This is a genomic window from Microbacterium sp. CCNWLW134 (assembly GCF_037083565.1).
In the GTDB taxonomy this organism is placed as follows: domain Bacteria; phylum Actinomycetota; class Actinomycetes; order Actinomycetales; family Microbacteriaceae; genus Microbacterium.
This window is the reverse complement of sequence record NZ_JBAOJU010000001.1, coordinates 1,465,203-1,492,173: the sequence shown is the minus strand read 5'-3', so window position 1 is coordinate 1,492,173 and position 26,971 is coordinate 1,465,203. Positions and strand designations below refer to the sequence as shown.

Genomic DNA, 26,971 nt, shown 5'->3' with positions numbered 1-26,971 from the left:
TCAGGCCTCCTCGGCGAAGCGGATGTCGGTGACGACCGTCTCGGTGCCGTCGGCGTATTGGATCTGGGCGACCCGGCCGACTGCCTTCAGGTCGTCCTCGGCGAGGCGGAGGCGCTCGGAGATCTCAGACGGCGCCTGGATCGTCAGCTCGGCCACCGGCGTCTTCTGCGAGACCTTCGCTTCGGTCTTGGCGCGACGGATGCCGATGAGGGCGCTTCCCACGGCCGTCAGCACATGCGGATCGCCGTCGACCGCCTGCGATCGCGGCCAGTCGGCCAGGTGGACAGAACCGACGTTGAACCACGACCATGCCTCCTCCGTGGCGAAGGAGAGCACCGGCGCGAAGAGTCGCAGCAGGGCGCTCAGTGCCTGGCGCAGCGCCAGGGCCGCAGACGCACCACCCGCGGTGGACCGGTCGTACGCACGTTCCTTGACCAACTCCAGGTAGTCGTCGCAGAACGTCCAGAAGAACGACTCGGTGATCTCCAGCGCGCGCGCGTGGTCGTACGCCTCCCACGCCGCCGTCGCCTCGTCGATGACGCGGTCGAGGGTCGCCAGCATGCTGGCATCGAGGGGGTGGGTGATCTCGGCGGCCTCGGGCACGGGGAACGACAGCACGAACTTCGCCGCGTTCAGGATCTTGATCGCCAGTCGCCTGCCGATCTTGATCTGTGTGGGATTCTGCGGGTCGAACGCGGCATCCGTTCCCAGCCGGCTGGACGCCGCCCAGTAGCGGACCGCGTCCGATCCGTGCTGGGCGAGGATGTCGGCGGGAGTGACGACGTTGCCCTTGGACTTGGACATCTTCTTGCGGTCCGGGTCGACGATGAAGCCGGAGATCGCCGCCGTCCGCCAGGGCGACCGACCGTCTTCCAAGGCGCTGCGCAGCATGGTGGAGAACAGCCACGTGCGGATGATGTCCTGACCCTGGGGGCGCAGATCGAACGGCGTGACGAGATCCCACAGCTCGGGATCCCGCTCCCAGCCGCCCGCAAGCTGAGGGGTGAGGGAGGAGGTGGCCCAGGTGTCGAAGATGTCCTGCTCGCCCTCGAAGCCGCCGGGCACGCCGCGCTGATCGGCGGTGAATCCCTCGGGGACGTCGATCGTGGGGTCCACCGGCAGCTGGGCGACTCCGGGAACGATGACCCGGTCGTAGTCGCGGTTGCCGTCGGCATCCAGCCCGTACCAGACCGGGATCGGAACGCCGAAGAACCGCTGACGCGAGACGAGCCAGTCTCCCGTGAGCCCGTTGGTCCAGTTCTCGTACCGCACGCGCATGAAGTCGGGGTGCCAGCTCAGCTCCCGTCCGAGCGAGATCAGCCGGTCTCGAAGCGCCGCGTCGCGGGCGCCATTGCGGATGTACCACTGGCGCGTCGAGACGATCTCGAGCGGGCGGTCGCCCTTCTCGTAGAACTTCACCGGATGCGTGAACGGCCTCGGTTCGCCGATGAGCTCACCGGAGTCCCGAAGGAGCTCGACGATGCGCTTCTTGGCGCTGAAGACGGTCTTCCCGGCGAGCTCGGCGTACGCCGAGACACCGGCGTCCGACGTGATCGCATCGGGTGCGTCGGCGATCACCCGGCCGTCCTGACCGAGGATCGTGCGGTTGGGGAGGTCGAGCTCGCGCCACCAGATGATGTCGGTCACATCGCCGAACGTGCAGATCATCGCGATACCCGACCCCTTGTCGGGCTGGGCGAGCGGGTGCGCGAGCACCGGCACCTCGACATCGAACAGGGGTGTCCGCACGGTCGTGCCGAAGACGTCGCGGTAGCGCTCGTCGTCGGGATGTGCCACGAGTGCGACGCAGGCGGGGAGAAGTTCGGGGCGGGTGGTCTCGATGTGGATGTCACCGCTGCCGTCGGTGCGGTGGAAGGCGACCCGGTGGTAGGCGGCCGGCTGCTCCCGATCCTCGAGCTCGGCCTGCGCGATCGCCGAGCGGAAGTCGATGTCCCACAGGGTCGGGGCCAGGGCCTGGTAGGCCTCACCGCGCTCGATGTTGCGGAGGAACGCGAGCTGACTGGTGCGCATCGTCTCGTCGGAGATCGTGCGGTAGGTCTGAGTCCAGTCGACGCTCAGACCGAGGTTCCGCCACAGAGCCTCGAAGTGCTTCTCATCCTCGACAGTGAGCTTCTCGCAGAGCTCGATGAAGTTGCGCCGGCTGATCGGGATCTGATCGGCGGCCCGAGAGGACTTGTTGTCGCCACCCTCGTACGGCGGCGAGAAGTCGGGGTCGTAGGCCAGACTCGGATCGCACCGCACCCCGTAGTAGTTCTGCACCCGTCGCTCGGTGGGCAGGCCGTTGTCGTCCCACCCCATCGGGTAGAAGACGACCTTGCCGCGCATCCGCTCGAAGCGGACCTTCACATCGGTGTGGGTGTAGCTGAAGACGTGGCCGATGTGCAGACTCCCCGAGGCGGTCGGCGGAGGGGTGTCGACGCTGTAGATGCCCTCGCGCCCCACCTCGGCAGCGCGGAGCCGGTCGAAGGCGTAGGTGCCCGCCGCGGTCCACCGTTCGTCCCATGTCTTCTCCAGCCCCTCGAGTGCGGGCTTGTCGGGGATCGTGGCCATGGTGTCTCCTCGGCGCTATGTGCGGCACTGTGTGAGCGTGCCTGGATGTGGGTCCGCCCGATTCTATCGGGCGGACCCACGGCCTCTCGGCGACGCTAGGACGCGGACGCGACGAGCTCGGGGGTCTTCTCGATCTCGGCGTCGGGTCGACGACGGATCACCGCGTGGGCGGTCACGGCCGAGACGAGGGTCACCGCGGACATCACGGCGAGGATGACACCGGGGTGCCACCAGGCGTTCCCCGTCGCCAAGCCGAACTCGAAGGTGAGCGAAGGGATGAAGCCGCTGATGGTCGCGGCGAGGGCGTACGCGAACGACAGCGCCGAGTAGCGGAACCGATCGGGGAACAGATCGTTCATAAGGCCGCCGAGGGCCGCCCACGACATGGTGGGAAGGATGCCGCCGATGATCATCGTCGCCACGAGGATCGGGAACGTCGAGAACTGCAGGAGGAAGTACATCGGGAAGGTGATGAGCAGCGTGCCGAGCGCTCCGGCGGCGACGACGCGCGCCGATCCGACACGGGCGGCCCACATGCCGAAGAGCGGGATGGTGATCAGCTGCAGCAGACCGCCGACGGTGGTCGCGACGAGGAGGTCCTGGTAGCTGAACCCCAGCTGAGACGTGCCGTAGCTGATCGTGTAGGTGTTCATCAGCGAGTAGGACCCGATGCCGAGGAGCGCGGCGCCGATGGCGACCACGAGAGCTCCCGGGCGCTGCCGCAGCATCGACAGCACCGGCGTGCGGTCGCGGCGGCCCTCGGCGACGAGGCCCTCGAAGACCGGGGTCTCGGAGATCGACCAGCGCAGGTAGAGCGACACGAGCAACAGCGGCAGGGCGAGGAGGAAGGGGATGCGCCAGCCCCACGCCGCGAGCTCCTCGGCGGGAAGGACGAGGGTGAGCACGATGAACACCGTCGCCGAGAGGATGGAGCCCACGGGTGAGCCCAGCTGCGGGATCGCGGCGTAGAAGGCGCGCTTGACCGGCGAGGAGTGTTCGGTGGCGATGAGGATCGACCCGCCCCACTCGCCGCCGAGCGACAGTCCCTGCGCGATGCGGAGCGTGACCAGAAGCACCGCTCCGAGCCATCCGGCCTGAGCGTATGTGGGCAGGAGCCCGATGAGCCCGGTCGCGACACCCATGATGCCGACCGTCCACAGCAGCGTCGTGCGTCGCCCGAGGCGATCGCCGAGGTAGCCGAAGATCAGCGCGCCGACCGGGCGGACGACGAAGGCCACAGCGATGGTGAGGAACGACAGCGCGGTGCCGCCGACCGGGCCGAGGGGCTCGAAGAAGAGCGGTCCGACGAAGAACGCCGAGAAATAGGCGAAGAGGTAGAAGTCGAACGACTCGAGCGAGGTCCCGACCATCGACGCCCACGCCACGCGGCGGGTGGGGGTGCGGTCGAGGGCGGGGGAGGACCCGGGGGGAACGGAAGACCGAGGTGAGACGGAAGGCACGGGGGACGATTCTGGCACGAGTCCAGAAACCAGGTGCATCGTCCGGGCATTCCCCGCCGCGTGCACCGAGCGGGAACGATATGATCGATGCACACGCACCGATCCGGCCATCACCGGGGAGCACTCGGAAGAACATCCCCCATGGGACCAGTAGAACCGAGCGGGTCAGGCCCGTCACAGCCGCTGTGAGAGAGGCGGGGAGACCCGCAAGCAGGGTGGTACCGCGGCTCGCGACGAGTCGTCCCGGCGTCCGGCACGACCGACGACTGCGAGACGACATGACCTATCCGAAGCCCTCTTCCTCCGGCGCCTCCTTCGGCCCCGCGGCGGTCGTTCCGAGCCCGCGATTCCCCGAGATCGAGAACGAGGTGCTCGCGTTCTGGAGCGAGGACGACACCTTCCGTGCGTCCGTGGCCCACCGCGACGGAGCCGAGGAATGGGTGTTCTACGACGGCCCGCCGTTCGCCAACGGTCTGCCGCACTACGGTCACCTCCTGACCGGGTACGCCAAAGACCTCTTCCCGCGTTTCCAGACCATGCGAGGCAAGAAGGTCGACCGCGTCTTCGGCTGGGACACCCACGGCCTGCCGGCGGAACTCGAGGCGATGAAGCAGCTCGGCATCACCGAGAAGACCGACATCGAGGCGATGGGCATCGACGTCTTCAATGATCGCGCCCGGGAATCCGTCCTCGCCTACACCCGGGAGTGGCAGGACTACGTCACCCGGCAGGCCCGGTGGGTGGACTTCGAACGCGGGTACAAGACCCTCGACACGACCTACATGGAGTCGGTGCTGTGGGCTTTCCACACGCTCCACGACAAGGGACTGGCGTACGAGGGCTACCGGGTGCTCCCGTACTGCTGGCGCGATGAGACACCGCTGTCGAGCCACGAGCTGCGGATGGACGACGACGTCTACCAGATGCGACAGGACCCCTCCGTCACGGTGACCTTCCCCCTCGTCGGGGCGAAGGCCGAAGCACTCGGACTGACCGCCGTCCGCGCCCTGGCGTGGACGACGACGCCGTGGACGCTGCCGACGAACCTCGCACTGGCCGTGGGCCCGGACATCCGCTACGTCGTTCTCCCGGCGGGGCCGCGGGGCGCCGCGGACGTGCACACCTCTCCCGACGGCACGCCCGACGACGCGATCGAGTCGAGCGCGCACCGCTACCTCCTCGCCGAGGATCTCCTCGCCGGCTACGCCAAGGACCTGGGATACGAGACGGCCGATGAGGCTCGCGCGGCGATCGATGCCCGCGTCACGGGAGCCGAGCTCGAGGGTGTGGCCTACGACCGACTCTTCGACTACTACGCCGATGCGGAGATCTGGGGGACGCACAACGCCTGGCAGATCCTCGTCGACGACTACGTCACGACCAGCGACGGCACCGGCATCGTGCACCAAGCCCCTGCGTACGGTGAGGATGACCAGCGGGTCGCCGATGTCGTCGGCATCCCGACCATTCTTTCCCTCGACGACGGCGGTCGCTTCCTGCCGCACGTGACGGATGTCGCCGGGCAGCTGTGGATGGAGGCCAACCGTCCGCTCATCCGCCTCCTGCGCGACGCGGGACGACTCCTCCGCGAGGCCAGCTACGAGCACTCGTATCCTCACTGCTGGCGATGCCGGAACCCGCTGATCTACAAGGCCGTGTCGAGCTGGTTCGTGCGCGTGACCGCGATCAAGGAGCAGCTGCTCGACGGCAACGAGCAGATCACGTGGGTTCCCGACAACGTCAAGCACGGTCAGTTCGGCAAATGGCTCGAGGGTGCACGCGACTGGTCGATCAGCCGCAACCGGTTCTGGGGTTCGCCCATCCCGGTGTGGAAGAGCGACGACCCCGACCACCCGCGCGTCGACGTGTACGGGTCGCTCGCCGACCTCGAGCGCGACTTCGGCCGGCTGCCGCGAAATCCCGCGGGAGAGGTCGACCTCCACCGGCCGTACATCGACGAACTGACCCGTCCGAATCCGGATGACCCGACCGGGCGCAGCACCATGCGTCGAATCGAAGACGTGCTGGACGTCTGGTTCGACTCCGGCTCCATGCCGTTCGCACAGGTGCACTATCCGTTCGAGAACCAGGAGTGGTTCGACGCCCACGCGCCGGCCGACTTCATCGTGGAGTACATCGGGCAGACCCGCGGCTGGTTCTACGTCATGCACGTGCTCTCCTCCGCACTGTTCGGCCGACCGGCCTTCAAGGCCGTCTCGGCGCACGGGATCGTCCTCGGCAACGACGGCCAGAAGATGTCGAAGTCGCTGCGCAACTACCCCGACGTCCGCGAGGTCTTCGACCGGGACGGGTCCGACGCGATGCGCTGGTTCCTGATGGCCAGCCCGGTGCTGCGCGGCGGGAACCTCGTCGTCACCGAGGAAGGGATCCGGGCCGGGGTGCGCGAGTTCCTTCTGCCGCTGTGGAACGCCTGGTACTTCTTCGCCACCTACGCCAACGCGTCGGACGGCTACGAGGCGACCTGGCGCACCGATTCGCAGGACGTGCTCGACCGCTACATCCTCGCGCGCACCGGCGACCTCATCCGCGGGGTGACCGCCGACCTCGAGGGCCTGGATTCGACCTCGGCCGCAGCGAAACTTCGCGACTTCGCCGAGGTGCTCACCAACTGGTACATCCGGCGCTCACGCGATCGTTTCTGGGCCGGCGTGTCGGCGGACGACCCGCGCACGACCGAGGCGTTCGACACCCTGTACACCGTGCTCGAGACACTCACCCGGGTCGCGGCGCCGCTCATCCCGCTCGTCGCCGAACGGGTGTGGCAGGGTCTCACCGGGGGACGGAGCGTGCACCTCGAGGACTGGCCGGACGTCGACGCGTTCCCCGCCGCCGACGACATCCGGGATGCCATGGACGCCGTCCGAGAGGTCTCCTCGGTGGCCAACGCCCTCCGCAAGAAGCACGGACTGCGGGTGCGTCTGCCGCTGCCGAGCCTGACGGTCGTCACGCGCGACGCGGTGGGCCTGCACCGGTTCGAGGGCATCGTGCGCGACGAGCTGAACGTGAAGTCGGTGGCCACGGCGGAGCTCGACGACTCCGTGGCCGAGCGCTACGGCATCAGCAAGCGCCTCACCGTGAACGCGCGGGCCGCCGGGCCGCGCCTGGGCAAGCAGGTGCAGCACGTGATCGCCGGAGCCAAGGCCGGGGTCTGGGAGGAGCGAGACGGCGGCGTCGTCGTCGACGGCATCGCTCTCGAGCCCGGCGAATACGACCTGGCCCTGGAGGCGGGGGGAGCGGCCGAGGGCACCGCGATCGCGCTGCTGACCGGCGGCGGCTTCGTGCTGCTGGACACCGCCACGACGCCCGAGCTGGAGGCCGAGGGCCTGGCACGCGACGTCATCCGCGCGGTGCAGGACACACGCAAGGCGGCCGGGTTCGAGGTCAGCGACCGCATCGAGCTCTGGCTGAGCTTCGATGAGGCCGACGACCGCGTCGCTGTCGAATCGGCCTTCGAGACCGCGGGGGTGGCCACGGAGACCCTCGCGATCGCGCACGGTCTGTACGGCCCGCGCGGCTCGAGACCCGCGGATTCCGAGCCCGAACACACGGCACGATTCGACGCGGGAACGTTCGCCAACCGCGGCGCTTTCGAGGTCGCCGTGTCACGCCGGGAGGCATGATGGGTCACCGCGAACGCGCCGACCGGGTGTACGAGGCGCTCCTGACCCGACAGGGGGAGCGATGGGTCCAGCCGCGGGTGGAGCGAACGAGACGCGTGCTCGAACTGCTGGATGATCCGCAGCGCACCTACCGCGTGATCCACGTCACCGGCACCAACGGCAAGACCTCCACCAGCCGCATCATCGAGAGTCTGGTGCGTGCGCACGGTCTGCGCACCGGGCTGTTCACCAGTCCGCACCTGACTCGATTCACCGAACGGATCATGATCGACGGTGAGCCCGTCGCCGATGCCGCGGTGGCCGACGCCTGGGACGAGATCGCACCGATCGTGGATCTCGTCGACGCCGAGCTCTCGGCGGCCGGTGACGCGGCGCTGACCTTCTTCGAGCTGCTGACGGTGCTCGCCTTCGTCGCCTTCGCCGACGCACCGATCGATGTCCTGGTGCTCGAGGTCGGGATGGGCGGGTCGTGGGATGCCACGAACACCGCCGACGGCGACGTCGCCGTCTTCGCGCCCATCGACCTCGACCACGCCGATCGCCTGGGCGAGACCATCGCCGAGATCGCGACGGTGAAGTCGGGCATCATCAAGCCGGGCGCCGCCGCGGTGTCCGCGCGACAGCAGCCGTCCGCGGCGGCCGTCCTGCGGGACGCCGCCGCGGGGCAGGGCGCGACGCTCGCGGTCGAGCAGGAGGACTTCGCTCTGGAAGACGCCCGGCTCGCGGTCGGCGGACAGCTCGTGACCATCCGGGGACTGCATGCCCGGTACACCGACCTCTACCTGCCGCTCTACGGCGCGCATCAGGCCGAGAACGCCACCCTCGCCGTCGCCGCGGTCGAGTCGCTCCTCGCGCCCGGAGACCGCGGGCTCGATCCCGACGTCGTCGCCGAGGGGCTGGGAGCGGCGACGTCACCGGGAAGGGTTCAGGTGATCGGCGCGGACCCCACCGTCGTCGTCGACGCGGCCCACAACCCCCACGGCGCCCGCGCGCTGGTCGCCGCCCTCGCGGCATCCTTCGACTTCGATGAATGGGGTCTGGTACTCGGCGTTCTCGACGACAAGGATGCCGCGGGGATCCTCGACGCCCTCTCGACGGTGGAGGGACCGGTGTTCGCCACCGTCCCCGACTCCGAACGTGCCCGAGACGCCGACGGGCTGGCCGACCTCGTCGAAGCCTCCGGGCGACGTGTCACCGTGCACCGCGATCTGCAGGACGCCGCCGACGCCGCCAGGGAGTGGGCCGCGGCAGCACCCCGTCGTGCGGTCGTCGTCACCGGCTCCGTCGTGCTCGCCGGCGAGGCGATCCTCCTCGCCGAGGACGAGGATTGGCGTGGCGGGTGGCGGGCATGACCGCGGCCGCCGCCGGCCCCTCGGACCGCCCTCGTCGTCCCCGCCGGCAGCGGGGCGCCGAGGAGGCGCTGGGGTCGATCGTGCTCGGGTTCGAGTCGCTCATCGCCTTCCTGGGCGGGCTGGTCGTGTACGGACTGCGGGCCCTTCCCGAGCCGATCCCGGCATGGTGGGGGATCGTCGCGGGAACGGTCGTCGCGCTCCTCATGATCGTCACCGCGGGACTGCTGCGACATCGGTGGGCGATCATCGTCGGGTGGGCGCTGCAGGTCGTCGTCGCGCTCGGGGCGATCCTCGTGCCGGCGCTGCTGTTCGTCGCGCTCATTTTCGGCGGCATGTGGGGATATGCCACCATCAAGGGTGCCTCCCTCGATGCGCGCAATGCGCGACGGGCGGCGGAATTCGGGAACGAAACGGAGACTGACTGACATGGCTACGCAAGAGACCCTCGTCCTGGTGAAACCCGATGGCGTCGCGCGGGGTCTGACGGGGGCGATCCTCGCCCGCATCGAGGCGAAGGGCTACGCCCTGGTCGACATCCGTCTGGTGGAACCCGACCGCGAGCGCCTCGAAGCGCACTACGCCGAGCACGAGGGCAAGCCCTTCTACGAGCCGCTTCTGGAGTTCATGATGTCGGGGCCGTCGGTGGCGATCCGTGTCGCCGGAAACCGCGTCATCGAGGGCTTCCGCTCCCTGGCCGGGGCGACCGACCCGACGGCTGCAGCACCGGGAACCATCCGGGGCGACTTCGGACGCGACTGGGGACTGAAGGTTCAGCAGAACCTCGTGCACGGCTCGGACAGCCCCGAGTCCGCCGCCCGCGAACTGTCGATCTGGTTCTGATCAGAAGAGCGAGCCGAGGACGTCCAGTCGCACCTGGGCGAGGATCGCCACGAGCGCGTAGCTGAGGACCGCCAGAAGCGGAACCCAGCCCATGAGCCGGTCGGCCGCACGACGCATCGCCTTGGGAGCGGGAAGGATCCCGGTTCGGATCACGTGCAGGGTGACGGCGTAGAACGACGGGATCGCCACGACCCACGTCACCATGCACCACGGGCACAGAGTGCCGAGCACGAAGATGCTCTGGGTGATCAGCCACACCACGAAAGCGAACGCGAGGGTCATCCCGAGCTCGAGCAGGAGCCAGAACCAACGGGCGAAGCGAGCGCCCGAGAGGATCGCCGCCCCTACGACGATCGGCGCGATCCAGCCCGCGAGACCCAGGATCGGGTTGGGGAAACCGAACACCGCACCCTGGGCGGATTCGAGATTCTTGCCGCACTGCACCAGGGGACTGAAGTCGCAGGAGGCGCTGGATCCCGGGTTCTCGAGCAGGTGGAACCGCTCCATCGTCAGGGAGAAGGCCGCCCACCACCCGATGACGCCGGCGATGAGGAGCCAGATCGCCAGAGCGCGGGGCTGGGAACGCGAAGACGCAGCGGGCATTGGTCGATTCTGACACCGGCAGCCTGAGTGCGTGCCGCAGGTCACGCGAGGCGTCGTCGAATCCCCGAGGCGGGTCACCCCTGCCCGATCTGCGCCGTGTGCGATAATGATCGTTGATGCGTGGCGGCCGCGCCGCCTCACCGCATCGCGAAGACTTCGGGCGATGACCGCCCGCGCAGCCCGAGCCTCGGGCCGGCTGCAGACCGCAGTGAGTTCGCGGCACCGCAGGTGCGGCGCCGCCAGAGATTTCGCCGGACGACGCGCGGTGTCGCCCCGCAAGGAGTAAGCCAGTGATGGCCGATGAGAACGAACAGCATGTCGAACCTTCCGCAGAGGGCCCGTCCTCTCCGACGCCGGATGCGGCCGAGGACGAGACCGCGGCCCTGATCGAGTCGATCGCGGTCTACGAGGACGGCGCACCGGCGCCCGAGGCCGACTCCGCCGAGAGCGCGCCCGAGGGCGACGCACCGGTCGAGCCGTCACCGACGGAGTCCGCGGATCCCGAGTCGGTCGATACGCAGGCCGCGGAGCCCGGCGACGGCGAAGATGCCCCCGCAGCTGAGGAGACCGTCGAGTCGTCGTCCTCCGACCCTCAGGGCGAGGAGACACCCCAGGGGCCGCCCACCGCCGTGAGTCTCGGACTGCTGCCAGAGGTGTTCGTTTCGTCGGTGTCGACCACGCTGCATTTCTACGCCCCGGATCTCCCACCCCTCCCCGCACTTCCCGCCCGCCCTCCTCGCTCCGAGCAGAGCACGCCGGCGCCGACGTCGTCGAAGCGCCGCCGCCGCCGTGGTGGATCCGACGGTCGCGACGACGACGGCGACCAGGGTCGAGACCGCGACGAGCAGCCGCGCCAGCGTGCCGTCGAGCTCGTGACCGAGCCCCAGCGCATCAAGGGGTCGACCCGGCTGGAGGCGAAGAAGCAGCGTCGCCGCGACGGCCGCGAGGCCGGGCGACGCCGTGCCGTCGTGACGGAGGCGGAGTTCCTCGCGCGTCGCGAGGCCGTGGATCGGGTCATGATCGTCCGGTCCAAGGCGGGGCGCATCCAGATCGCCGTCCTCGAAGACAACGTCCTCGTCGAGCACTATGTCGCCCGCCACCAGGACGCCTCCCTCATCGGCAACGTGTACCTCGGCCGCGTGCAGAACGTCCTGCCCAGCATGGAGGCGGCCTTCGTCGACATCGGCCGCGGTCGTAACGCCGTGCTCTACTCGGGCGAGGTCGACTGGGATGCGGTCGAGACCGGCAACCAGCCGCGCCGGATCGAGCTGGCGCTGAAGTCCGGCGACAAGGTGCTCGTGCAGGTCACGAAGGATCCGGTCGGGCACAAGGGTGCTCGTCTCACCAGCCAGATCTCCCTCCCCGGCCGCTACCTGGTCTACGTCCCCGGTGGCGCGATGAACGGGATCTCCAGGAAGCTCCCCGACACCGAGCGCGCCCGGCTCAAGCGCATCCTCAAGGAGGTGCTCCCCGAGTCGTCGGGTGTGATCGTCCGCACCGCGGCCGAAGGCGCCACCGAGGACCAGTTGACGCATGATGTCCAGCGCCTCACCACCCAGTGGGAGCACATCAGCCGGCAGGTCGAATCGATGCCGGCTCCGGCGCTGCTGCACGCAGAGCCCGACCTGCTCGTGAAGATCGTCCGCGACGTCTTCAACGAGGACTTCTCGAAGATGCTGATCCAGGGCGACGACGCGTTCCAGACGATCACGTCGTACCTGCAGAGCGTCGCGCCCGATCTGCTCGAACGGGTGACCCGTTTCGAGGGCGATGCCGACCCGTTCGACGAGTTCCGCATCACCGAGCAGATCGAGAAGGCCCTCGACCGCAAGGTCTGGCTGCCCTCCGGTGGATCGCTCGTGATCGACCGCACCGAGGCGATGACCGTCATCGACGTCAACACCGGGAAGTTCGTCGGCTCCGGGGGCAACCTCGAGGAGACCGTGACGAAGAACAACCTCGAAGCGGCCGAGGAGATCGTCCGCCAGCTCCGCCTGCGCGATATCGGCGGCATCATCGTGGTCGACTTCATCGACATGGTGCTGGAATCCAACCGCGACCTCGTCCTCCGACGCATGGTCGAATGCCTCAGCCGCGACCGCACGAAGCATCAGGTGGCGGAGGTGACGTCGCTCGGGCTCGTCCAGATGACGCGGAAGAAGCTCGGCCTCGGCCTGCTGGAGACCTTCAGCGAGGCGTGCGAGGTGTGCGCGGGTCGCGGGATCATCGTCCACCACGATCCGGTCTCCAAGCATCGCGCGGCAGGCACGAGCTCGAGCGGTCGTCGACCGCGCAACGGATCGTCCTCCAACGGCGGTTCGCAGGGCACGCATGTGATCACCGAGGGCGTCAAGTCGGCGCTCGCCCAGATCGCCGCGTCGACGATCCAGCCGCATGCGGAGGACGAGCGCCCGGAGATCCCGCCCGCGGTGGTCGAGGCGGTCGCCGATGCCATCGTGGAGGACGGCGTCGAGCGCGCGGCCGACCGGGAGCGTCCCAAGAAGCCTCGCAAGAAGCGCCCGGATGCGGGGAAGGGACCGAAGTCCGAAGCGGAGCTGTTGCTCGACTCCGTTCTGGATGCTCTCCCCGAACCGAAGGCCCCCGGCCAGGGTCGCGCGCGCCGACGGGTCACCACCGCCGCACTGACCGGGACGCCGATCAGCCACGCGCCGGTCGACCCGCCTCAGTGAGAGATGCGGTTCCGACGCTCGCGCGCGGTGACGCGCAGCCCTGACGCCAGCAGCGCCCGGACGAGTTCGTGGCCGTCGACCGGGCGGGCGCCGGCGCCGACCAGGCGGTCGTACGACTCCTCAGGGACGTCGTAGTGGTCCAGATCGAATCCCCGGCGAGGGATGCCCGCCGCGGCGGCGAAGGCGTGGAGTTCATCCAGGTCGCAGTCGCTGATCAGGTGCGACCACAGCCGCCCGTGGGCGGGCCAGCGGGGCTCATCGATCAGGATCGCCATCCGCTGATCTTATGGCCCGCTCCGGACACGCGGGCACGGGCTTTTGCCTGTGGTCCCGGCATCCGGTAAAGTATTCCTTTGGTGCGTCGAGAAATCCGCACCACGTCTTGTGTGACATCCCGAGCGCGTGCGCTCCCAGAAGAAAAACAGGTGTGAAGTGGTTTACGCAGTTGTGCGCGCCGGCGGCCGGCAGGAGAAGGTGGAGGTCGGCACCATCGTCGTCCTCGACCGTCAGCAGGCGAAGGTGGGCGACAAGCTCGAGCTCCCCGCGGTTCTGCTCGTCGACGGCGACGCCGTGACGACCGATGCCGACAAGCTCGCGAAGGTCACCGTGACCGCCGAGGTCCTCGGCGAGGAGCGCGGCCCCAAGATCGTGATCCAGAAGTTCAAGAACAAGACCGGTTACAAGAAGCGCCAAGGACACCGTCAGGACCTCACGCGCGTCAAGATCACCGGCATCAAGTAAGCCCAGGGAGACGTAGAGATGGCACACAAAAAGGGCGCAAGCTCCACCCGGAACGGTCGTGACTCCAACGCACAGCGCCTGGGCGTGAAGCGATTCGGCGGCCAGCAGGTCCTGGCCGGCGAGATCATCGTCCGCCAGCGCGGCACCCACTTCCACCCCGGCGCCAATGTCGGCCGCGGTGGCGACGACACGCTCTTCGCGCTGTCGGCTGGTGCTGTCGAGTTCGGCACCAAGGGCGGCCGTAAGGTCGTCAACATCGTCGCGGCCGAGTAACGGCCCCTCGAACAGTTCTCCGGGAGGGGGCGGGCGGATGCTCGCCCCCTTTCCCACTCCACCGGCGATTCGTCGCCTGACCGCAGGGAGCATGATGGTCACCTTCGTCGACCAGGTGACGCTGCACCTGCGGGCCGGGAAGGGCGGCAACGGCTGCGTCTCCGTGCGACGTGAGAAGTTCAAGCCGCTCGCCGGACCGGATGGCGGCAACGGTGGTCACGGTGGCGACATCGTCCTGGTGGCCGACCCCCAGGTCACGACTCTGCTGTCGTACCACCACTCTCCTCACCGCAGTGCCGGCAACGGCGGGTTCGGGATGGGCGATCACCGCTCCGGCGCTGCCGGCGAGTCCCTCGAGCTCACCGTGCCGGTCGGCACGGTGGTCAAGGATCCGTCCGGCGAGACCCTCGTCGACATGATCGAGCCGGGCATGCGATTCGTCGTCGCCCCCGGCGGCCGCGGCGGACTCGGCAACGCCGCCCTCGCATCCCCGAAGCGCAAGGCGCCCGGCTTCGCCCTGCTCGGCACACCCGGGTGGGAGGGCGACGTCGTCCTCGAACTGAAGACCGTCGCCGACGTCGCGCTGGTCGGCTTCCCCTCAGCCGGCAAGTCCAGCCTCATCGCGGCGATCTCGGCCGCCCGTCCGAAGATCGCCGAGTACCCGTTCACCACGTTGCATCCGAACCTGGGCGTCGTCCAGGCCGGTGACGTCCGCTACACCGTCGCCGACGTTCCCGGTCTCATCGAGGGCGCCAGTGAGGGTCGGGGACTGGGCCTGGAATTCCTCCGCCACGTCGAGCGGTGCACGGCTCTCGTGCACGTCCTCGACTGCGCCACCCTGGATCCGGGGCGCGATCCGCTGACCGACCTCGACGTCATCCTCGCCGAGCTCGCGGCCTATCCGGTGCCCGACGACCAGGTTCCGCTCCTGGAACGACCACAGCTCGTCGCCCTGAACAAGATCGATGTGCCCGAGGCGAAGGATCTCGCCGACCTCGTGCGCCCCGAGCTCGAAGCGCGCGGATTCCGCGTCTTCGAGATCTCCACGGTGTCGCGCGAAGGACTCCGCCCGCTGACGTTCGCCCTGGGCGACCTCATCTCCGCGCACCGCGTGGCGCAGGCGTCGCAGCCTCCGGTCGAGCGCGTCGTCATCCGTCCGAAGGGGGCGGAGGCCGACTTCACGGTACGGGTCGAAGGCGGATCGTACGGACCGGTCTACCGCATCCTCGGTGAGAAGCCGGTGCGATGGGTGCAGCAGACGGACTTCCAGAACGAGGAGGCCGTCGGCTTCCTCGCGGATCGTCTCGACCGGCTCGGGGTCGAGGACGAGCTTTACCGCGTCGGCGCGACAGCCGGCGCCACGGTGGTCATCGGCGAGGGAGAGAGCGTGGTGTTCGACTGGCAGCCGTCGCTCAGCTCTGCGGCGGAGCTCATCGCGGCCCCGCGCGGCACCGATCCGCGATTCGACCAGAGCACGCGTCGCACCACGTCGCAGCGCCGGGATCGCTACCACGAGCGGATGGACGCGAAAGCGCAGGCGCGCGCAGACCTCGAGGCCGAACGCCGGGCAGAACGGCAGGCTCCCGAGGAGTCCGAGTGACGCTGATGGACCGCGCCGGCATCCCCGGTGCCCGGCGTGTCGTGGTGAAGGTCGGTTCCTCCTCGATCAGCGGAGACAACGCGGCGAAGATCCAGCCGCTGGTGGAAGCGCTCGCGCGCGCGCATGCCACCGGCATCGAGGTGGTGCTGGTGTCCTCCGGCGCGATCGCCACCGGCATGCCGTTTCTGGCCCTCGATGAGCGACCGAGCGATCTCGCCACGCAGCAGGCCGCTGCCGCCGTCGGGCAGAACGTGCTCATCTACCGGTATCAGGAGGCTCTCCGGCCCTTCCGGATCGTGGCCGGCCAGGTGCTCCTCACGGCCGGCGACCTCGAGAACGTCACCCACCGCTCCAATGCCCGACGCGCGATGGAACGACTGCTGGGGCTGCGGATCCTGCCGATCGTGAACGAGAACGACACCGTCGCCACGCACGAGATCCGCTTCGGTGACAACGACCGGCTCGCGGCGATGGTGGCGCAGCTTGTGGGCGCGGATGCGCTCATCCTGCTCAGCGACATCGCCGCCCTCTACACCCGGCCGCCCGACCAGCCAGGAGCGCGCCCCATCGTCGATGTCGCGCCGGGTGATGACCTGTCGGGATACGAGTTCGGCTCCGTCGTGGTGAACAGCGTCGGGACCGGGGGAGCGGCGACCAAGGCCTCTGCGGCCAAGCTCGCTGCGGCGTCGGGAATCGCCACGCTCGTCACCAGCGCCGATCTCGTGGAGCCCGCCCTCGCCGGCGCGCAGGTCGGCACCTTCTTCGTGCCCCGTCCCGTCCAGACCCCTGTGCCGACGGGCGCCATCCGCACCACCGCGTGACCGACGCGCACGTGCCGGCTCGATACCCTGGAGGTATGTCGACGCTCTCCGCCTCACCGGCTTCCGACACAGCCGACGACGCCGTCTCCGACGACAGCGCCGCATCCCGGATGCGGAAGGCCAAGGATGCCGCCCGTTCGATCGGTCTGCTCACCGATGCCCAGAAGCGGGAGGCCCTGCGGGCGATCGCCGACGAGATCGCCCGCGCTGCCGACGAGATCATCGCGGCGAATGCGGAGGATCTCCAGCGCGGACGCGAGGCCGGTCTTTCCGAGGCGCTGCAGGACCGACTCTCGCTGGATCAGGCGCGTGTGGCGGCCCTTGCCGACGCAGTGCGGGAGATCAGCGTCCTTCCCGACCCCGTCGGGCGCATCCTCGACCGACGGACGCTTGCCAATGGGGTGGCATTGACCAAGGTGTCTGTGCCCTTCGGCGTGGTGGGAGCCATCTACGAGGCCCGGCCGAACGTCACCGTCGACATCACCGCCTTGGCGTTGCGTTCCGGCAACTCCGTGGTCCTCCGCGGAGGGAGTGCGGCGCTGTCGAGCAATGCCGCGATCGTCTCGGCGATGCGGCGTGCTCTCGCAGCCGTCGGCATCGATCCCGAGGCGATCCAGACGGTCGACCCCTTCGGACGTGACGGCGCTCGGGCGCTCATGACGGCGCGGGGGATGATCGACGTCCTCGTGCCGCGGGGGAGCGCAGATCTCATCCACACGGTCGTGACCGAGTCCACCGTCCCGGTGATCGAGACCGGCGCCGGGGTCGTCCACATCGTGCTGGACGAGACGGCCCCCCTCGAGTGGGCGCGCGACATCGTCGTCAACGCCAAAGTGCAGCGACCCAGTGTCTGCAACGCCGTCGAGACGGTGCTGATCCACCGCGCGGCCGCGGAACGGCTGGTGCCCGCCGTGGTCGATGCCCTCGTCGCCCGGGGCGTCACCGTCCACGGGGACGAGACCGTCCTGGAGTTGGCGGGCCGGGGTGTTCCTGCGACCGACGAGGACTGGGCGGCGGAATACCTCAGCCTGGATGTCGCGATGCGGGTCGTCGACGATCTGGACGACGCGCTGGATCACATCCGCCGCTACTCCACGCAGCACACCGAATCGATCATCACGATGGATGACGCAAGCGCCGAACGATTCATCGCGGAGGTCGACTCCGCGGTGGTGATGGTCAATGCCTCGACGCGCTTCACCGACGGCGGCGAGTTCGGCTTCGGGGCGGAGGTCGGCATCTCCACGCAGAAGCTCCATGCCCGCGGTCCGATGGGTCTGGCCGAGCTCACCAGCGCGAAGTGGATCGCGCGGGGTGCCGGGCAGGTGCGCGGCTGACCGCCTAGACTGGGAACGCCTGCACCCGGGAAAACGAACGGAGCCCGAATGACGACCTTCGCGACGCTTGTCAGCCTCGCCGCCGAAGAGGCCGAGTCCCACGGGAACGTGGCGCTGGAGACCGTGTGGTACGGCATCGTCGCCATCGTCGTCTTCGCCGCCCTCGCCCTCGTCACCGCCTCGTACCGCAACGTCGCCAACCGGCACGCGCACAAGGCGGAGGCTTACTCGCAGGCCCACGCGAACGACATCGTGAAGGCGGGGCACGGCCACTAGGCCGAGCGCATGAGCCCGGCGCGTCCCCCGAGGATCGGGGTGATGGGTGGGACGTTCGATCCCATCCACCACGGCCACCTCGTCGCGGCCAGCGAAGTGGCGCAGTCGTTCGATCTCGATGAGGTCGTCTTCGTGCCCACGGGGAACCCCTGGCAGAAGACCCGCGTCAGCGACAGCGAGCATCGCTACCTGATGACGGTGATCGCCACCGCCTCCAATCCCCGGTTCACCGTGAGTCGGGTGGATATCAACCGCTCCGGTCCGACCTACACGATCGATACTCTCCGCGATCTCAAGCACCAGCGGCCCGATGCCGAGCTGTTCTTCATCACCGGAGCCGACGCCATAGCGCAAATTCTCAGTTGGAGGGACCATGATGAACTGTGGGATCTCGCCCACTTCGTCGCCGTCTCTCGTCCCGGTCACGTCCTCGACACCGCGGGCTTGCCGACCGAAGATGTGAGTCAGCTGCAGATCCCCGCGCTCGCCATCTCGTCGACCGATTGCCGAGAACGCGTTCGCCGAGGCCACCCGGTGTGGTACCTCGTGCCGGACGGCGTTGTGCAATACATTGCCAAGCATCACCTCTACCGGAGCAAGGAATGACGGATAACCCAGCGAACCCCCCGCTGACCCGCAAGCAACTGCGTGAGATCCGCAACACCGGTGCGACTCCGGTCGTCAGCCGGGAAGCGATCGAGGCGGCACGTCAAGACACCGCGGCGCCCACCGACACTGCGCCTGAGAGGGCCGACGTCGCCGCCGCGCCCCTGGCGCGAGCCGCGGAACCCGCCGTGATCGGCGCCCGGCCCGTCGCCGACTCCGCCGTCGATCTCGGCGTCTCACCTCTCACGCGCCGACAGGCGCGGCAGCAGGAGCGGATCCGTACGGCGTCGGTACCCGTGATCACGCCCGACCTGCTCGAGGCGCCGCCGCGCCCGGCTGCGACGCCCGAGGCGAGTGCGACGGTCGAGGACGACGTGTCCGAGCCGGCGGCGCCCGACGACCGTTCCGCCCGGGACTCCGGCGACGGCGACGCCGCCGCCGAGCGCGCCACGGTCAGCCCGAAGCTCGGTGCCGAACTCCTCGAAGCCGAGGCGGTGCAGGTCGATCTCCCGCCGTCCTTCGATCAGCTCCTCACCCGGGCACCGGCGTCGACGTCGAGCACGCCGCACGCCCTGATCGTCTCGCAGACGCCGTCTCCGCAGATCATGGCACCGGTGAACGCCACCGGCGAGGTCATCATCACGGGCATGCTGAATCTGCCCGACGGGCTCGGCTCCACCGGACATGCGCCGGGTGCCGCCGACGGAAAAGACGTCGACGCCGTGCTCGTGGACGGCGAGCTCCCCGCGCATTCGTCCCCGACTCCGATCGCCGCCAGCGCCGCGATCAGCACGGTGAAGCTTCCGGGCGAGATCATCCAGCCGCCGGCACCCGAGAAGGGCAGTCGCCTGATGATCGCCCTGGCCATCACCGCCGGTGCCCTCGCGCTTGCGCTGGCGGCGGTGCTCATCCTCGCCTTCGTCAGCGGGGTTTTCGCATGACGGCCACGGAATCGTCTCGAGAGATGCTGCAGATCGCCGCCGCCGCCGCGGATGCGAAGGGGGCCGAAGATCTCGTCGCCCTCGACGTCTCGGAGCCGTTGCCTCTCGTCGACATCTTCCTCCTCGCAACGGGACGCAGCGAGCGCAATGTCGCCGCCATCGCCGACGAGGTCGAGCAGAAGCTGCTCGAGGCGGGGCACAAGCGGCTCCGCCGCGAAGGGCGCCAGGAGGCGCGCTGGGTGCTGCTGGACTTCGGAGACCTCGTGGTCCACGTCTTCCACGAAGAGGAGCGGGTCTTCTACGGGCTCGAGCGGCTGTGGAAGGACTGCCCGGTCGTCCCGATCGAGCTCCCCGCACACGCCGGGGAGACGGACGCCGCGAGTGGTTCGAGGCACGCCTGACGATGTAGTAATCTTGTGGGGTTGCCTCGTGAGGCGACATCCGGGCCTGTGGCGCAGCTGGTAGCGCACCTGCATGGCATGCAGGGGGTCAGGGGTTCGAGTCCCCTCAGGTCCACCGAACAAGCCCCCGAGAGATCGGGGGCTTCGTCGTAGGACGGTGTCATCATGACCGCGAGGGGAGATCGGATGCCCCGGGCAGTCGTCGCCGGCGCGAGCGGCTTCCTCGGTGCTGCCGTGTCCGAGGCTCTCGCGGCAGACGGCTACGACGTGGTCCGCATCGGCCGACGCGAAGCGGTCTCCTGGCACGACCCGGCCCGCATCGCCGCCGCGGTGGACGGGGCCGACGTCGTCGTGAACATGGCAGGGAAGAGCGTCAACTGCCGGTACACCGATGCCAATCGCGACGAGATCCTCCGGTCCCGTGTACACACGACCGCGGCGCTGCGGGACGCGATCGCCGCGGCCTCACGCCCGCCGCGGGTCTGGCTCAACTCGTCGACCGCGACGATCTACGCCCACGCGATGGATCGGCCCCACACCGAGGAGGACGGCCGGTTCGGCGAAGGGTTCTCCGTGGACGTCGCCCGGGACTGGGAACGGGAGTTCTTCGCGGGCGATCTCCCCACGACCCGCCGTATCGCGCTTCGGATGGCCATCGTGCTCGGCGACGGACCCGCGACGGGACTGCTGCTCACCCTCGCTCGCGTCGGCCTCGGCGGTCCCCAGCACGACGGGCCGTGGTTCCCGCACAGACGGTATCGCGGGATCGGCGCCGACCCGTCCGGTCCTGACGTCGGGCCGCCGGTGTACCGCACGCGAGGTCGACAGAAGTTCAGCTGGATCCACCTCGACGACGTCATCGGTGCCATCCGATTCCTCATCGATCGCGACGACCTCGAGGGTCCGGTGAATCTGTCCAGTCCGCACCCGAGCGACAACGCCGAACTCATGCGCACCCTCCGTCGCGCCGTCGGCATGCCGCTGGGGCTTGCATCGTGGAGATGGATGCTGGAGCCCGCCATGTGGCTGTTGCGGACCGAGCCGGAGCTCATCCTGAAGAGCCGGTGGGTGTTGCCGGGTGTTCTCACCGGCGCGGGATACGAGTTCTCACATCCCGACCTCGTCGACGCCGTGGATGCGGTCGTCGCCGCGAGAGCGCTGAACGATCAGGCGCCGCGCACGGCGTCGTGAGCGGCCTCGGTCGCCGTCGATTGCAGTTGCATGACCGCGACCGCCTCGCGGAGCGAGGCCAACGGTGTCTCGATCTCGTCGAAGTGGTGGACGAATCCGTTGGCATCGCGCGCCGTGATCGTCACGAACGCGTACCCATGCCGTGGCACCCGCACCATCGGCTTCGTGCGCTGTCTCCGCTCGCCCATTCGGCCCCCTCTCGCCCCTTCGACGGTACCGTGACCTTCTGCTCCGGTCCGGCCACGACGCGCAGGAGCCGCTTAGACTCCGAGGTGGGTGGAGTTCCCGGGTCGCGACGGACGGAGTGATGATGACGGCAGCGAAGCGATCTCTCTGGCAGCGACTGGTGCGCACGTTCCGGCCGGAGCCGGAGACCTACGAAACCCGTCGTGCACGGCCGGGAGGGGCTGACCCGGGCGTCATCAACGCATCTCCGATCGACCAGCGCCGCGACGGAGGGTCCGGCGGCATCGGCGGCGGCTAGGACGGAGACTGCCGGATGACGTCGATCGACCGGTGCCCTCCGCTGAGGGCGGGGCGCACGTCCCGTCGTTGGTCAGGGGTGTGCGTCGTCGGCGTTCTGACTCTGGTGCTGGGCCTCGCGGGGTGCGCGCAGAGCCCGGCGAATGCCCCCACGAGCGATCCGGGCACCGTGGAACCTGTCGCGCCGCGCACGGATCCCTCTCCGTCACCGCCCGCCTTCACCGGCCACTGGCGGGTCGCGGAGGGGGTCGTCACGGTCGCGAGCGGGCTGACCGCGCCGTGGGCCGTGGCCGCGCTGCCCGACGGTGCGTTGGCGGTGTCCGAGCGCGACAGCGGCGTCATCCGAGTCGTCAGCCCCGACGGCCGCGTGGGTGAGCTCGGACGGATCGAGGGCGTGGTGTCCGGCGGCGAGTCGGGCTTGCACGGCCTGGCCGTGCTCGTCGACGGCGAGCGACACTGGCTGTACGCCTATCACGGCGCCGCGGATGACAACCGGGTCGTCCGGGCACCGCTGACCTTCACCGCGGACGGCTGGCGGCTCGGCTCGGTGGAGACGGTCTTCGCGGGTATTCCGAGAGCGAACACGCACAACGGCGGGCGCATCGCCTTCGGCCCCGACGGGCTGCTGTACGTCACCACCGGTGACGCACAGAACGTCCGGGCCGCCCAGGATCCGGCGCAGCTGGGCGGCAAGATCCTCCGGCTGACGGCCGACGGGGACCCGGCGGGAGGCAACCCGTTCGGCACGGCGGTGTACTCCCTCGGGCACCGGAACGTGCAGGGGATCACCTGGTCGGGCGACGGTGCGATGTGGGCGAGCGAGTTCGGCCAGAACACCTGGGACGAGCTCAATCGCATCGAGGCGGGCGGCAACTACGGGTGGCCGGAGGTCGAGGGGCGGGCCGGGGATGAGAGGTTCATCGATCCGGTTGCGGTGTGGGCGACGGCGGAGGCGAGTCCGAGTGGGATCGCGGCGGTCGGCGAGACCGTCTTCATGACCGGACTCCGCGGCGAACGTCTCTGGGCGATCGATGTGTCGGGAGCGGGTGCCGAGGGAGAGCCCATCGTGGTGCTCGACGGATACGGACGCCTGCGCGACGCGGTCGCGACCGGAGACGGGAGCCTGTGGGTGCTGACGAACAACACCGACGGGCGAGGTGATCCCCGGGAAGGGGACGATGTGCTGCTGCGGGTGCCGTTGGGGCCGGCGGGCTGACCGCCGCGCCGCGGCACCGCGCCGTAGGCTGGACCGCGTGACAGGTCGGCGGAGAGTGCGGGGGGAACGTGCGCTGCCCGCACTCGCGCTGGCTGTGGGACTCACCGTCGCTCCGGGCGGGCCGGCCGGCGCCGATGACACCGAGGACGATTCCACCGCCGGGTCCGTGGGCGCCGCCGGCGTGTCGATCGAGCCGGCACCCTCTGACACCCTCGCTCGTCTCGCCACGGAACGGGTCGAGGCGATGACCCTCCCCGAGAAGGCGGCGAGCGTCGTCATGGGTCACGTGCCGGGAACCGACCCGGGTGAACTCGGGACATACATGGAGCAGACCGGCATCGGCGGGTTCATCCTCATGGGGGCGAACATCCCCGCAGACGAGGCGTCGCTCGCGCAGGTGACCGCCGCGTTGACGGGGGACCCCGCTTTTCCGGCGTTGATCGCCGTGGATCAGGAGGGCGGGGATGTGTCGCGGCTGCCGTGGGACAGTCTGCCCGCAGCACTGACGCTGAAGAACGCCCCCGCCGCCGACACCGCGGCGGCCTTCGCCGCCCGCGCTGCCCTTCTGCAGCGGGTGGGGATCGGCGTGAACTTCGGCATCGTCGCTGACGTCTCGCCGGCACCGGGCGAGTTCATCTTCCGCCGGGCGCTCGGGACGGATGCCGGTGGTGCGGCGGAGCGCGTGGGAGCGGCGGTCGCCGGGGAGGCGGGGGCCGCCCTGTCGACCATCAAGCATTTCCCTGGGCACGGAGCAGCGCCCGGCGATTCGCACGCGACGATTCCGCGCACGGATATGTCCAAAACGGAATGGGCCGCCTCTGACGCTCGCCCGTTCGCTGCGGGGATCGACGCCGGCGCGCCGTTCCTCATGTTCGGTCACCTGTCCTATACCGCCGTCGACCCGCTGCCGGCGTCGCTGTCGGCGGAGTGGCACCGGATCGCCCGGGAGGAACTGGGCTTCGACGGCATCGCGATCACGGATGATCTCGGCATGCTGCAGTCGGCGGGGGAGCCCGCCTACCTCGACCCCGTCACGAATGCCGTCACCGCCCTGGCGGCGGGCAACGACATGGTGCTCACGGTGGTCTCCTCCACGGCGGACACCGCTCCCGCCGTCGTGAACGGCATCGTGGCCGCCGTCGCGTCCGGTCAGCTCTCGGAGGCGCGTCTCAGCGAGGCGGCGACACGCGTGGCCGAAGCGCGACTGCTGCTCGCCGCGGAGGGCAGGGGCATGTCTCCATGTCCGTCGTGCGAGCCGGTCTCGTGATCTCCCGCCCGCAGGGCGTCTCGCAGCCGCGACCGCAGCAGTTGCGCTCTGTCACTGAGGTCGCGCTGCCGGCCGACATACGCCGCCTTGCCTGACGGCGTCTCTATCTCGACCGCCTCGTATCCCCAGTCGCGCAGGTCGTAGGGCGAGGCGGCCATGTCGAGGGCTCTGGTGTCGCGGGCGAGCGCGAAGCAGTCCAGGAGCAGCTCGCCCGGCACCAGGGGGCCGGCCTTCATCGCCCATTTGTACAGATCCATGCCGCCATGGAGGCATCCGGGTTGCTCGAACTCGCTCTGACTCGCCCGTTCGAGCCGATTGCGGTTTCGAGGGACCGCGTCCGGCGTGAAGAAGCGGAAGGCATCGAAGTGGGTGCAGCGCAGCTCGTGCGACTCGACCACCTCGTCCGTTCCCCGCGATCCCAGACGCAGCGGAAGCGAATGGCGCCGCTCAGACGAGCGGTAGAGCATGGCCCACTCGTGCAGGCCGAAGCAGCCGAACACCGGCGCACGCCCCTGCGTGGCGCGCAGGAGGCCCTCGATCCCGCGAAGCAGCCCGGCCCGCGACCGTCGGAACCCGACGTCGTCCACCCGCAGGGTCGCCGCGTGCGCTCCCGGTTCGTACCAGCGCCAGCCCGCACGCGCCTCGCCGGCGGCATCGACGAGGTCGACACCCGCACCGGGGTGCCACCGCGACAGCAGCGCCGGCTTGTACGAGTAGTAGGTGAACAGGAAGTCTTCGACGGGATGCTTCTCACCACGCTGCGCGCGCGCCCGGTGACCGGCCGTCAGGCTGTCTGCCCTCTCCCGGTGGATGCGCTCGCGCGCTGTCCACTCCGCGCGTTCAAGACGCATCGTCGGTCGGTGCCGCGCCGTCGGCGGGTTCGATGAGATGAGGACCATTGTTCCGGACGTTGCCCACCGCCCGGTCGACGACGTGGTCATCGAGCGTCTCGGCGACCGCGGGAGCCGCATCGATCGCTGCGTCCAACACGTCGCGGACGTTCTCGGTCGTCGGGTCCAGCCACGCGTCGGCGTGGTCGGGATCCATGAAGAGGGGCATTCGGTCGTGGATCGATCCGAGTCTGCCGATCGAATCCCTCGTCAGGATCGTGAAGCTCAGCAACCAGCGCGCCGGGTCATCGTCCTGCTTCGACGGATCCTTCCACCACTCGTAGAGCCCGCCGAAGAAGAGCGGCTCGCCGCCGGCGGGATGGATGTAGTGGGGGATCTTGGCGCCGTCCACCTGCTTCCACTCGTAGTAGCCGGTCGCCGGGACGACGGCTCGGCGCTTGGCGAGCGCCTGGCGGAACATCGGCTTGTCCTCGAGCTCCTCGGAACGGGCGTTGAACGCGCGAGCGCCGACCTTGACGTCCTTCGCCCACCCCGGCACGAGACCCCAGCGCGCCGGTTCGAGACGACGGGTGGGGGGCTCGGTCTTCGCGGAGTCGAGGACGATCGCCACGGTCGAGGTCGGCGCGATGTTGTACGACGGCGCAGGCAGATCGTCGCTCTCGACGTCCACACGCAGCACGCCGACGAGCTCGGAGCCGACGTTTGCCACCACGAAGCGTCCGCACATGCGATCAGCCTACGACCGGCCTCCGACCCCCGCGGTGTGCCGCCGTCAGGAGACGACCACGCCGACCGCCTGCAGCCTGTCCAGCAGCTCCGCGCCGTCTCGGCCGGTGACCCAGGGCACAGCCGCCGCGGAGTGGTCGTTCACCGCGGTGCGCCCACCGGCCAGGACCGCCTCGGCAGGGGAGAGGCGTCGGATGGCGACGGCGATCACGTTGTCGGGGTTCTCGCTGGTGAAGGTGGTGTAGATCTCATCGTCGTGCTGACCGTCGTCGCCGATGAGGAGCCACTTGACGTCGGGGAACTCGCGGCCCAGGCGCCGGAGGTTCTCGAGCTTGTGATCCTTGCCGCTTCGGAACCAGCGGTCGTGCGTGGGGCCCCAGTCGGTCAGGAGGATCGCGCCCGTGGGGTAGACATGCCGGCGGAGGAAGCGCATGAGGGTCGGGGCGATGTTCCACGCGCCGGTGGACAGGTACACGAAGGGGGAGCCGGGGTTGTCGCGCACCAGTCGCTCGGCGAGCACCGCCATTCCGGGGACAGGCTGACGGGCGTGCTCATCCACCACGAAGGAGTTCCACGCCGCCAGCAGCGGCCGGGGGAGCGCGGTCACCATGACGGTGTCGTCGACATCGGAGATCACGCCGAAACGCACCTCGGGGGCGACGATGAACAGGCGCGTCTCGATCGGCTCCCCGCCCTCGACAGACATCGTCACCGTCTGCCATCCGGGTTCGAGAGCCGCGGGGAGGACGGTGTCGATCACGCCGCCACGATCGGCGACGACCTCGTGCTCGGTGCCGGAGATCGTCACCCGCACCTGCGCGTAGCCCACGGGAACGGAGGCGAAGCTGCGCCAGCCCCGAACCCCGGCGTACTCGCCGGATTCGGTCGTGCGAGCGGGAGGGACGATCAGCACGCGGCCGAGCACACGCACCCAGTCGACACCCCCGTAGCCGGGGAACGGCGCCACGGTGGGTCGCTGACCACGGCGACGGGCGCGTCGTTCCCGCCACGCGTGGAAGCGGTACTCCAGGCGAGCGAGCCACAACACCTTCGCGCCGGGCGACGGAGTGGTCTCAGACATCAC

General features: G+C 69.3%; 26 protein-coding genes and 1 tRNA gene. 19 read left to right on the top strand and 8 right to left on the bottom strand.

Annotated elements, in window-relative coordinates:
- Together valS and V6S02_RS07055 are read right to left on the bottom strand one after the other, a co-directional pair.
- Complete coding sequence (gene valS / locus V6S02_RS07060) at positions 1-2,571, bottom strand: valine--tRNA ligase (RefSeq protein WP_336400329.1); 2,571 nt, start codon at positions 2,569-2,571, stop codon at positions 1-3.
- 95 nt (positions 2,572-2,666) lie between these two features.
- The gene (locus V6S02_RS07055) at positions 2,667-4,031 is read right to left on the bottom strand and encodes an MFS transporter (protein ID WP_336400328.1); all 1,365 of its coding nucleotides are present in this window, start codon (positions 4,029-4,031) and stop codon (positions 2,667-2,669) included.
- A 278-nt stretch (positions 4,032-4,309) separates the two neighbouring features.
- Here V6S02_RS07055 and ileS point away from each other — a divergent pair, with 278 nt between their 5' ends.
- The 4 genes from ileS to ndk are packed head-to-tail and all read left to right on the top strand — an operon-like array spanning position 4,310 to position 9,864.
- Complete coding sequence (ileS, locus tag V6S02_RS07050; protein WP_336400327.1) at positions 4,310-7,672, top strand: isoleucine--tRNA ligase; 3,363 nt, start codon at positions 4,310-4,312, stop codon at positions 7,670-7,672.
- Positions 7,672-9,024, top strand: coding sequence for a bifunctional folylpolyglutamate synthase/dihydrofolate synthase (locus tag V6S02_RS07045; protein WP_336400326.1), 1,353 nt, complete (start codon positions 7,672-7,674; stop codon positions 9,022-9,024). The genes ileS and V6S02_RS07045 overlap by 1 nt, the downstream gene beginning before the upstream one ends.
- The gene (locus V6S02_RS07040; RefSeq protein WP_124293346.1) at positions 9,021-9,449 is read left to right on the top strand and encodes a DUF4233 domain-containing protein; all 429 of its coding nucleotides are present in this window, start codon (positions 9,021-9,023) and stop codon (positions 9,447-9,449) included. The genes V6S02_RS07045 and V6S02_RS07040 overlap by 4 nt, the downstream gene beginning before the upstream one ends.
- 1 nt (position 9,450) lies before the next feature.
- Positions 9,451-9,864, top strand: coding sequence for a nucleoside-diphosphate kinase (gene ndk, locus V6S02_RS07035; RefSeq protein ID WP_124293345.1), 414 nt, complete (start codon positions 9,451-9,453; stop codon positions 9,862-9,864).
- Here ndk and V6S02_RS07030 read toward each other — a convergent pair whose 3' ends face one another.
- Positions 9,865-10,467, bottom strand: a complete 603-nt coding sequence (locus tag V6S02_RS07030; protein ID WP_336400325.1) for a vitamin K epoxide reductase family protein — start codon at positions 10,465-10,467, stop codon at positions 9,865-9,867.
- A gap of 293 nt (positions 10,468-10,760) precedes the next feature.
- Here V6S02_RS07030 and V6S02_RS07025 point away from each other — a divergent pair, with 293 nt between their 5' ends.
- Positions 10,761-13,157, top strand: a complete 2,397-nt coding sequence (locus V6S02_RS07025) for an Rne/Rng family ribonuclease (protein WP_336400324.1) — start codon at positions 10,761-10,763, stop codon at positions 13,155-13,157.
- Here the strand turns inward: V6S02_RS07025 and V6S02_RS07020 are convergent.
- Positions 13,151-13,432: a DUF4031 domain-containing protein gene (locus V6S02_RS07020; RefSeq protein WP_124293342.1), complete on the bottom strand. Its 282-nt coding sequence runs from the start codon at positions 13,430-13,432 to the stop codon at positions 13,151-13,153. The two genes, V6S02_RS07025 and V6S02_RS07020, sit on opposite strands and share 7 nt — an antisense overlap.
- Before the next feature lie 157 nt (positions 13,433-13,589).
- Here V6S02_RS07020 and rplU point away from each other — a divergent pair, with 157 nt between their 5' ends.
- The 11 genes from rplU (at position 13,590) to V6S02_RS06965 (ending at position 21,344) form a co-directional block, all read left to right on the top strand.
- Positions 13,590-13,898, top strand: coding sequence for a 50S ribosomal protein L21 (rplU, locus tag V6S02_RS07015; protein WP_164478179.1), 309 nt, complete (start codon positions 13,590-13,592; stop codon positions 13,896-13,898).
- Positions 13,899-13,916: 18 nt separating this feature from the next.
- The gene (gene rpmA / locus V6S02_RS07010) at positions 13,917-14,171 is read left to right on the top strand and encodes a 50S ribosomal protein L27 (RefSeq protein WP_124293341.1); all 255 of its coding nucleotides are present in this window, start codon (positions 13,917-13,919) and stop codon (positions 14,169-14,171) included.
- A gap of 94 nt (positions 14,172-14,265) precedes the next feature.
- On the top strand, positions 14,266-15,771 hold the full coding sequence (obgE, locus tag V6S02_RS07005) for a GTPase ObgE (RefSeq protein ID WP_124293340.1): 1,506 nt from the start codon (positions 14,266-14,268) through the stop codon (positions 15,769-15,771).
- A gap of 5 nt (positions 15,772-15,776) precedes the next feature.
- Positions 15,777-16,592 carry a glutamate 5-kinase gene (proB, locus tag V6S02_RS07000; RefSeq protein WP_205783120.1) on the top strand — a complete coding sequence of 272 codons (816 nt, stop codon included), beginning with the start codon at positions 15,777-15,779 and terminating at the stop codon, positions 16,590-16,592.
- Between the two features lie 35 nt (positions 16,593-16,627).
- Complete coding sequence (locus V6S02_RS06995; RefSeq protein WP_336400323.1) at positions 16,628-17,929, top strand: glutamate-5-semialdehyde dehydrogenase; 1,302 nt, start codon at positions 16,628-16,630, stop codon at positions 17,927-17,929.
- 48 nt (positions 17,930-17,977) lie between these two features.
- Positions 17,978-18,205 carry a hypothetical protein gene (locus V6S02_RS06990; protein ID WP_124293337.1) on the top strand — a complete coding sequence of 76 codons (228 nt, stop codon included), beginning with the start codon at positions 17,978-17,980 and terminating at the stop codon, positions 18,203-18,205.
- Between the two features lie 9 nt (positions 18,206-18,214).
- Positions 18,215-18,811 carry a nicotinate-nucleotide adenylyltransferase gene (gene nadD / locus V6S02_RS06985; RefSeq protein WP_124293336.1) on the top strand — a complete coding sequence of 199 codons (597 nt, stop codon included), beginning with the start codon at positions 18,215-18,217 and terminating at the stop codon, positions 18,809-18,811.
- Positions 18,808-19,752, top strand: a complete 945-nt coding sequence (locus tag V6S02_RS06980) for a hypothetical protein (protein ID WP_336400322.1) — start codon at positions 18,808-18,810, stop codon at positions 19,750-19,752. Before nadD ends, V6S02_RS06980 begins: the two co-directional genes overlap by 4 nt.
- Positions 19,749-20,153, top strand: coding sequence for a ribosome silencing factor (gene rsfS, locus V6S02_RS06975; protein WP_336400321.1), 405 nt, complete (start codon positions 19,749-19,751; stop codon positions 20,151-20,153). The genes V6S02_RS06980 and rsfS overlap by 4 nt, the downstream gene beginning before the upstream one ends.
- Positions 20,154-20,195: 42 nt before the next feature.
- Positions 20,196-20,268, top strand: a tRNA-Ala gene (locus V6S02_RS06970).
- A gap of 50 nt (positions 20,269-20,318) precedes the next feature.
- The gene (locus tag V6S02_RS06965; RefSeq protein WP_124293333.1) at positions 20,319-21,344 is read left to right on the top strand and encodes an epimerase; all 1,026 of its coding nucleotides are present in this window, start codon (positions 20,319-20,321) and stop codon (positions 21,342-21,344) included.
- Here V6S02_RS06965 and V6S02_RS06960 read toward each other — a convergent pair.
- Positions 21,320-21,532: a hypothetical protein gene (locus tag V6S02_RS06960; protein ID WP_124293332.1), complete on the bottom strand. Its 213-nt coding sequence runs from the start codon at positions 21,530-21,532 to the stop codon at positions 21,320-21,322. The genes V6S02_RS06965 and V6S02_RS06960 overlap by 25 nt on opposite strands.
- A 122-nt stretch (positions 21,533-21,654) precedes the next feature.
- On the opposite strand from V6S02_RS06960, the gene V6S02_RS06955 reads away from it, so the two are divergent.
- Genes V6S02_RS06955 through V6S02_RS06945 form a run of 3 tightly spaced genes read left to right on the top strand, consistent with a single transcriptional unit; the run spans position 21,655 to position 24,310 of the window.
- Positions 21,655-21,828 (top strand): hypothetical protein, encoded by a 174-nt coding sequence (locus tag V6S02_RS06955; protein WP_336400320.1) that lies wholly within the window; start codon positions 21,655-21,657, stop codon positions 21,826-21,828.
- A gap of 15 nt (positions 21,829-21,843) precedes the next feature.
- The gene (locus tag V6S02_RS06950; RefSeq protein ID WP_124293331.1) at positions 21,844-23,043 is read left to right on the top strand and encodes a PQQ-dependent sugar dehydrogenase; all 1,200 of its coding nucleotides are present in this window, start codon (positions 21,844-21,846) and stop codon (positions 23,041-23,043) included.
- A 37-nt stretch (positions 23,044-23,080) separates the two neighbouring features.
- Entirely contained in the window at positions 23,081-24,310 is a 1,230-nt protein-coding gene (locus V6S02_RS06945; protein ID WP_336400319.1) for a glycoside hydrolase family 3 N-terminal domain-containing protein, read from the top strand.
- On the opposite strand, the gene V6S02_RS06940 is transcribed toward V6S02_RS06945, so the two are convergent.
- The 3 genes from V6S02_RS06940 to V6S02_RS06930 are packed head-to-tail and all read right to left on the bottom strand — an operon-like array spanning position 24,193 to position 26,968.
- Positions 24,193-25,161, bottom strand: coding sequence for a 3-methyladenine DNA glycosylase (locus V6S02_RS06940; protein ID WP_336400318.1), 969 nt, complete (start codon positions 25,159-25,161; stop codon positions 24,193-24,195). The genes V6S02_RS06945 and V6S02_RS06940 overlap by 118 nt on opposite strands.
- Positions 25,151-25,888, bottom strand: a complete 738-nt coding sequence (locus V6S02_RS06935) for an SOS response-associated peptidase (protein ID WP_336400317.1) — start codon at positions 25,886-25,888, stop codon at positions 25,151-25,153. Before V6S02_RS06935 ends, V6S02_RS06940 begins: the two co-directional genes overlap by 11 nt.
- Before the next feature lie 45 nt (positions 25,889-25,933).
- A complete protein-coding gene (locus tag V6S02_RS06930; protein ID WP_124293329.1) occupies positions 25,934-26,968 on the bottom strand; it encodes an App1 family protein in 1,035 nt (344 codons plus the stop codon).
- Positions 26,969-26,971: the final 3 nt, after the last annotated feature.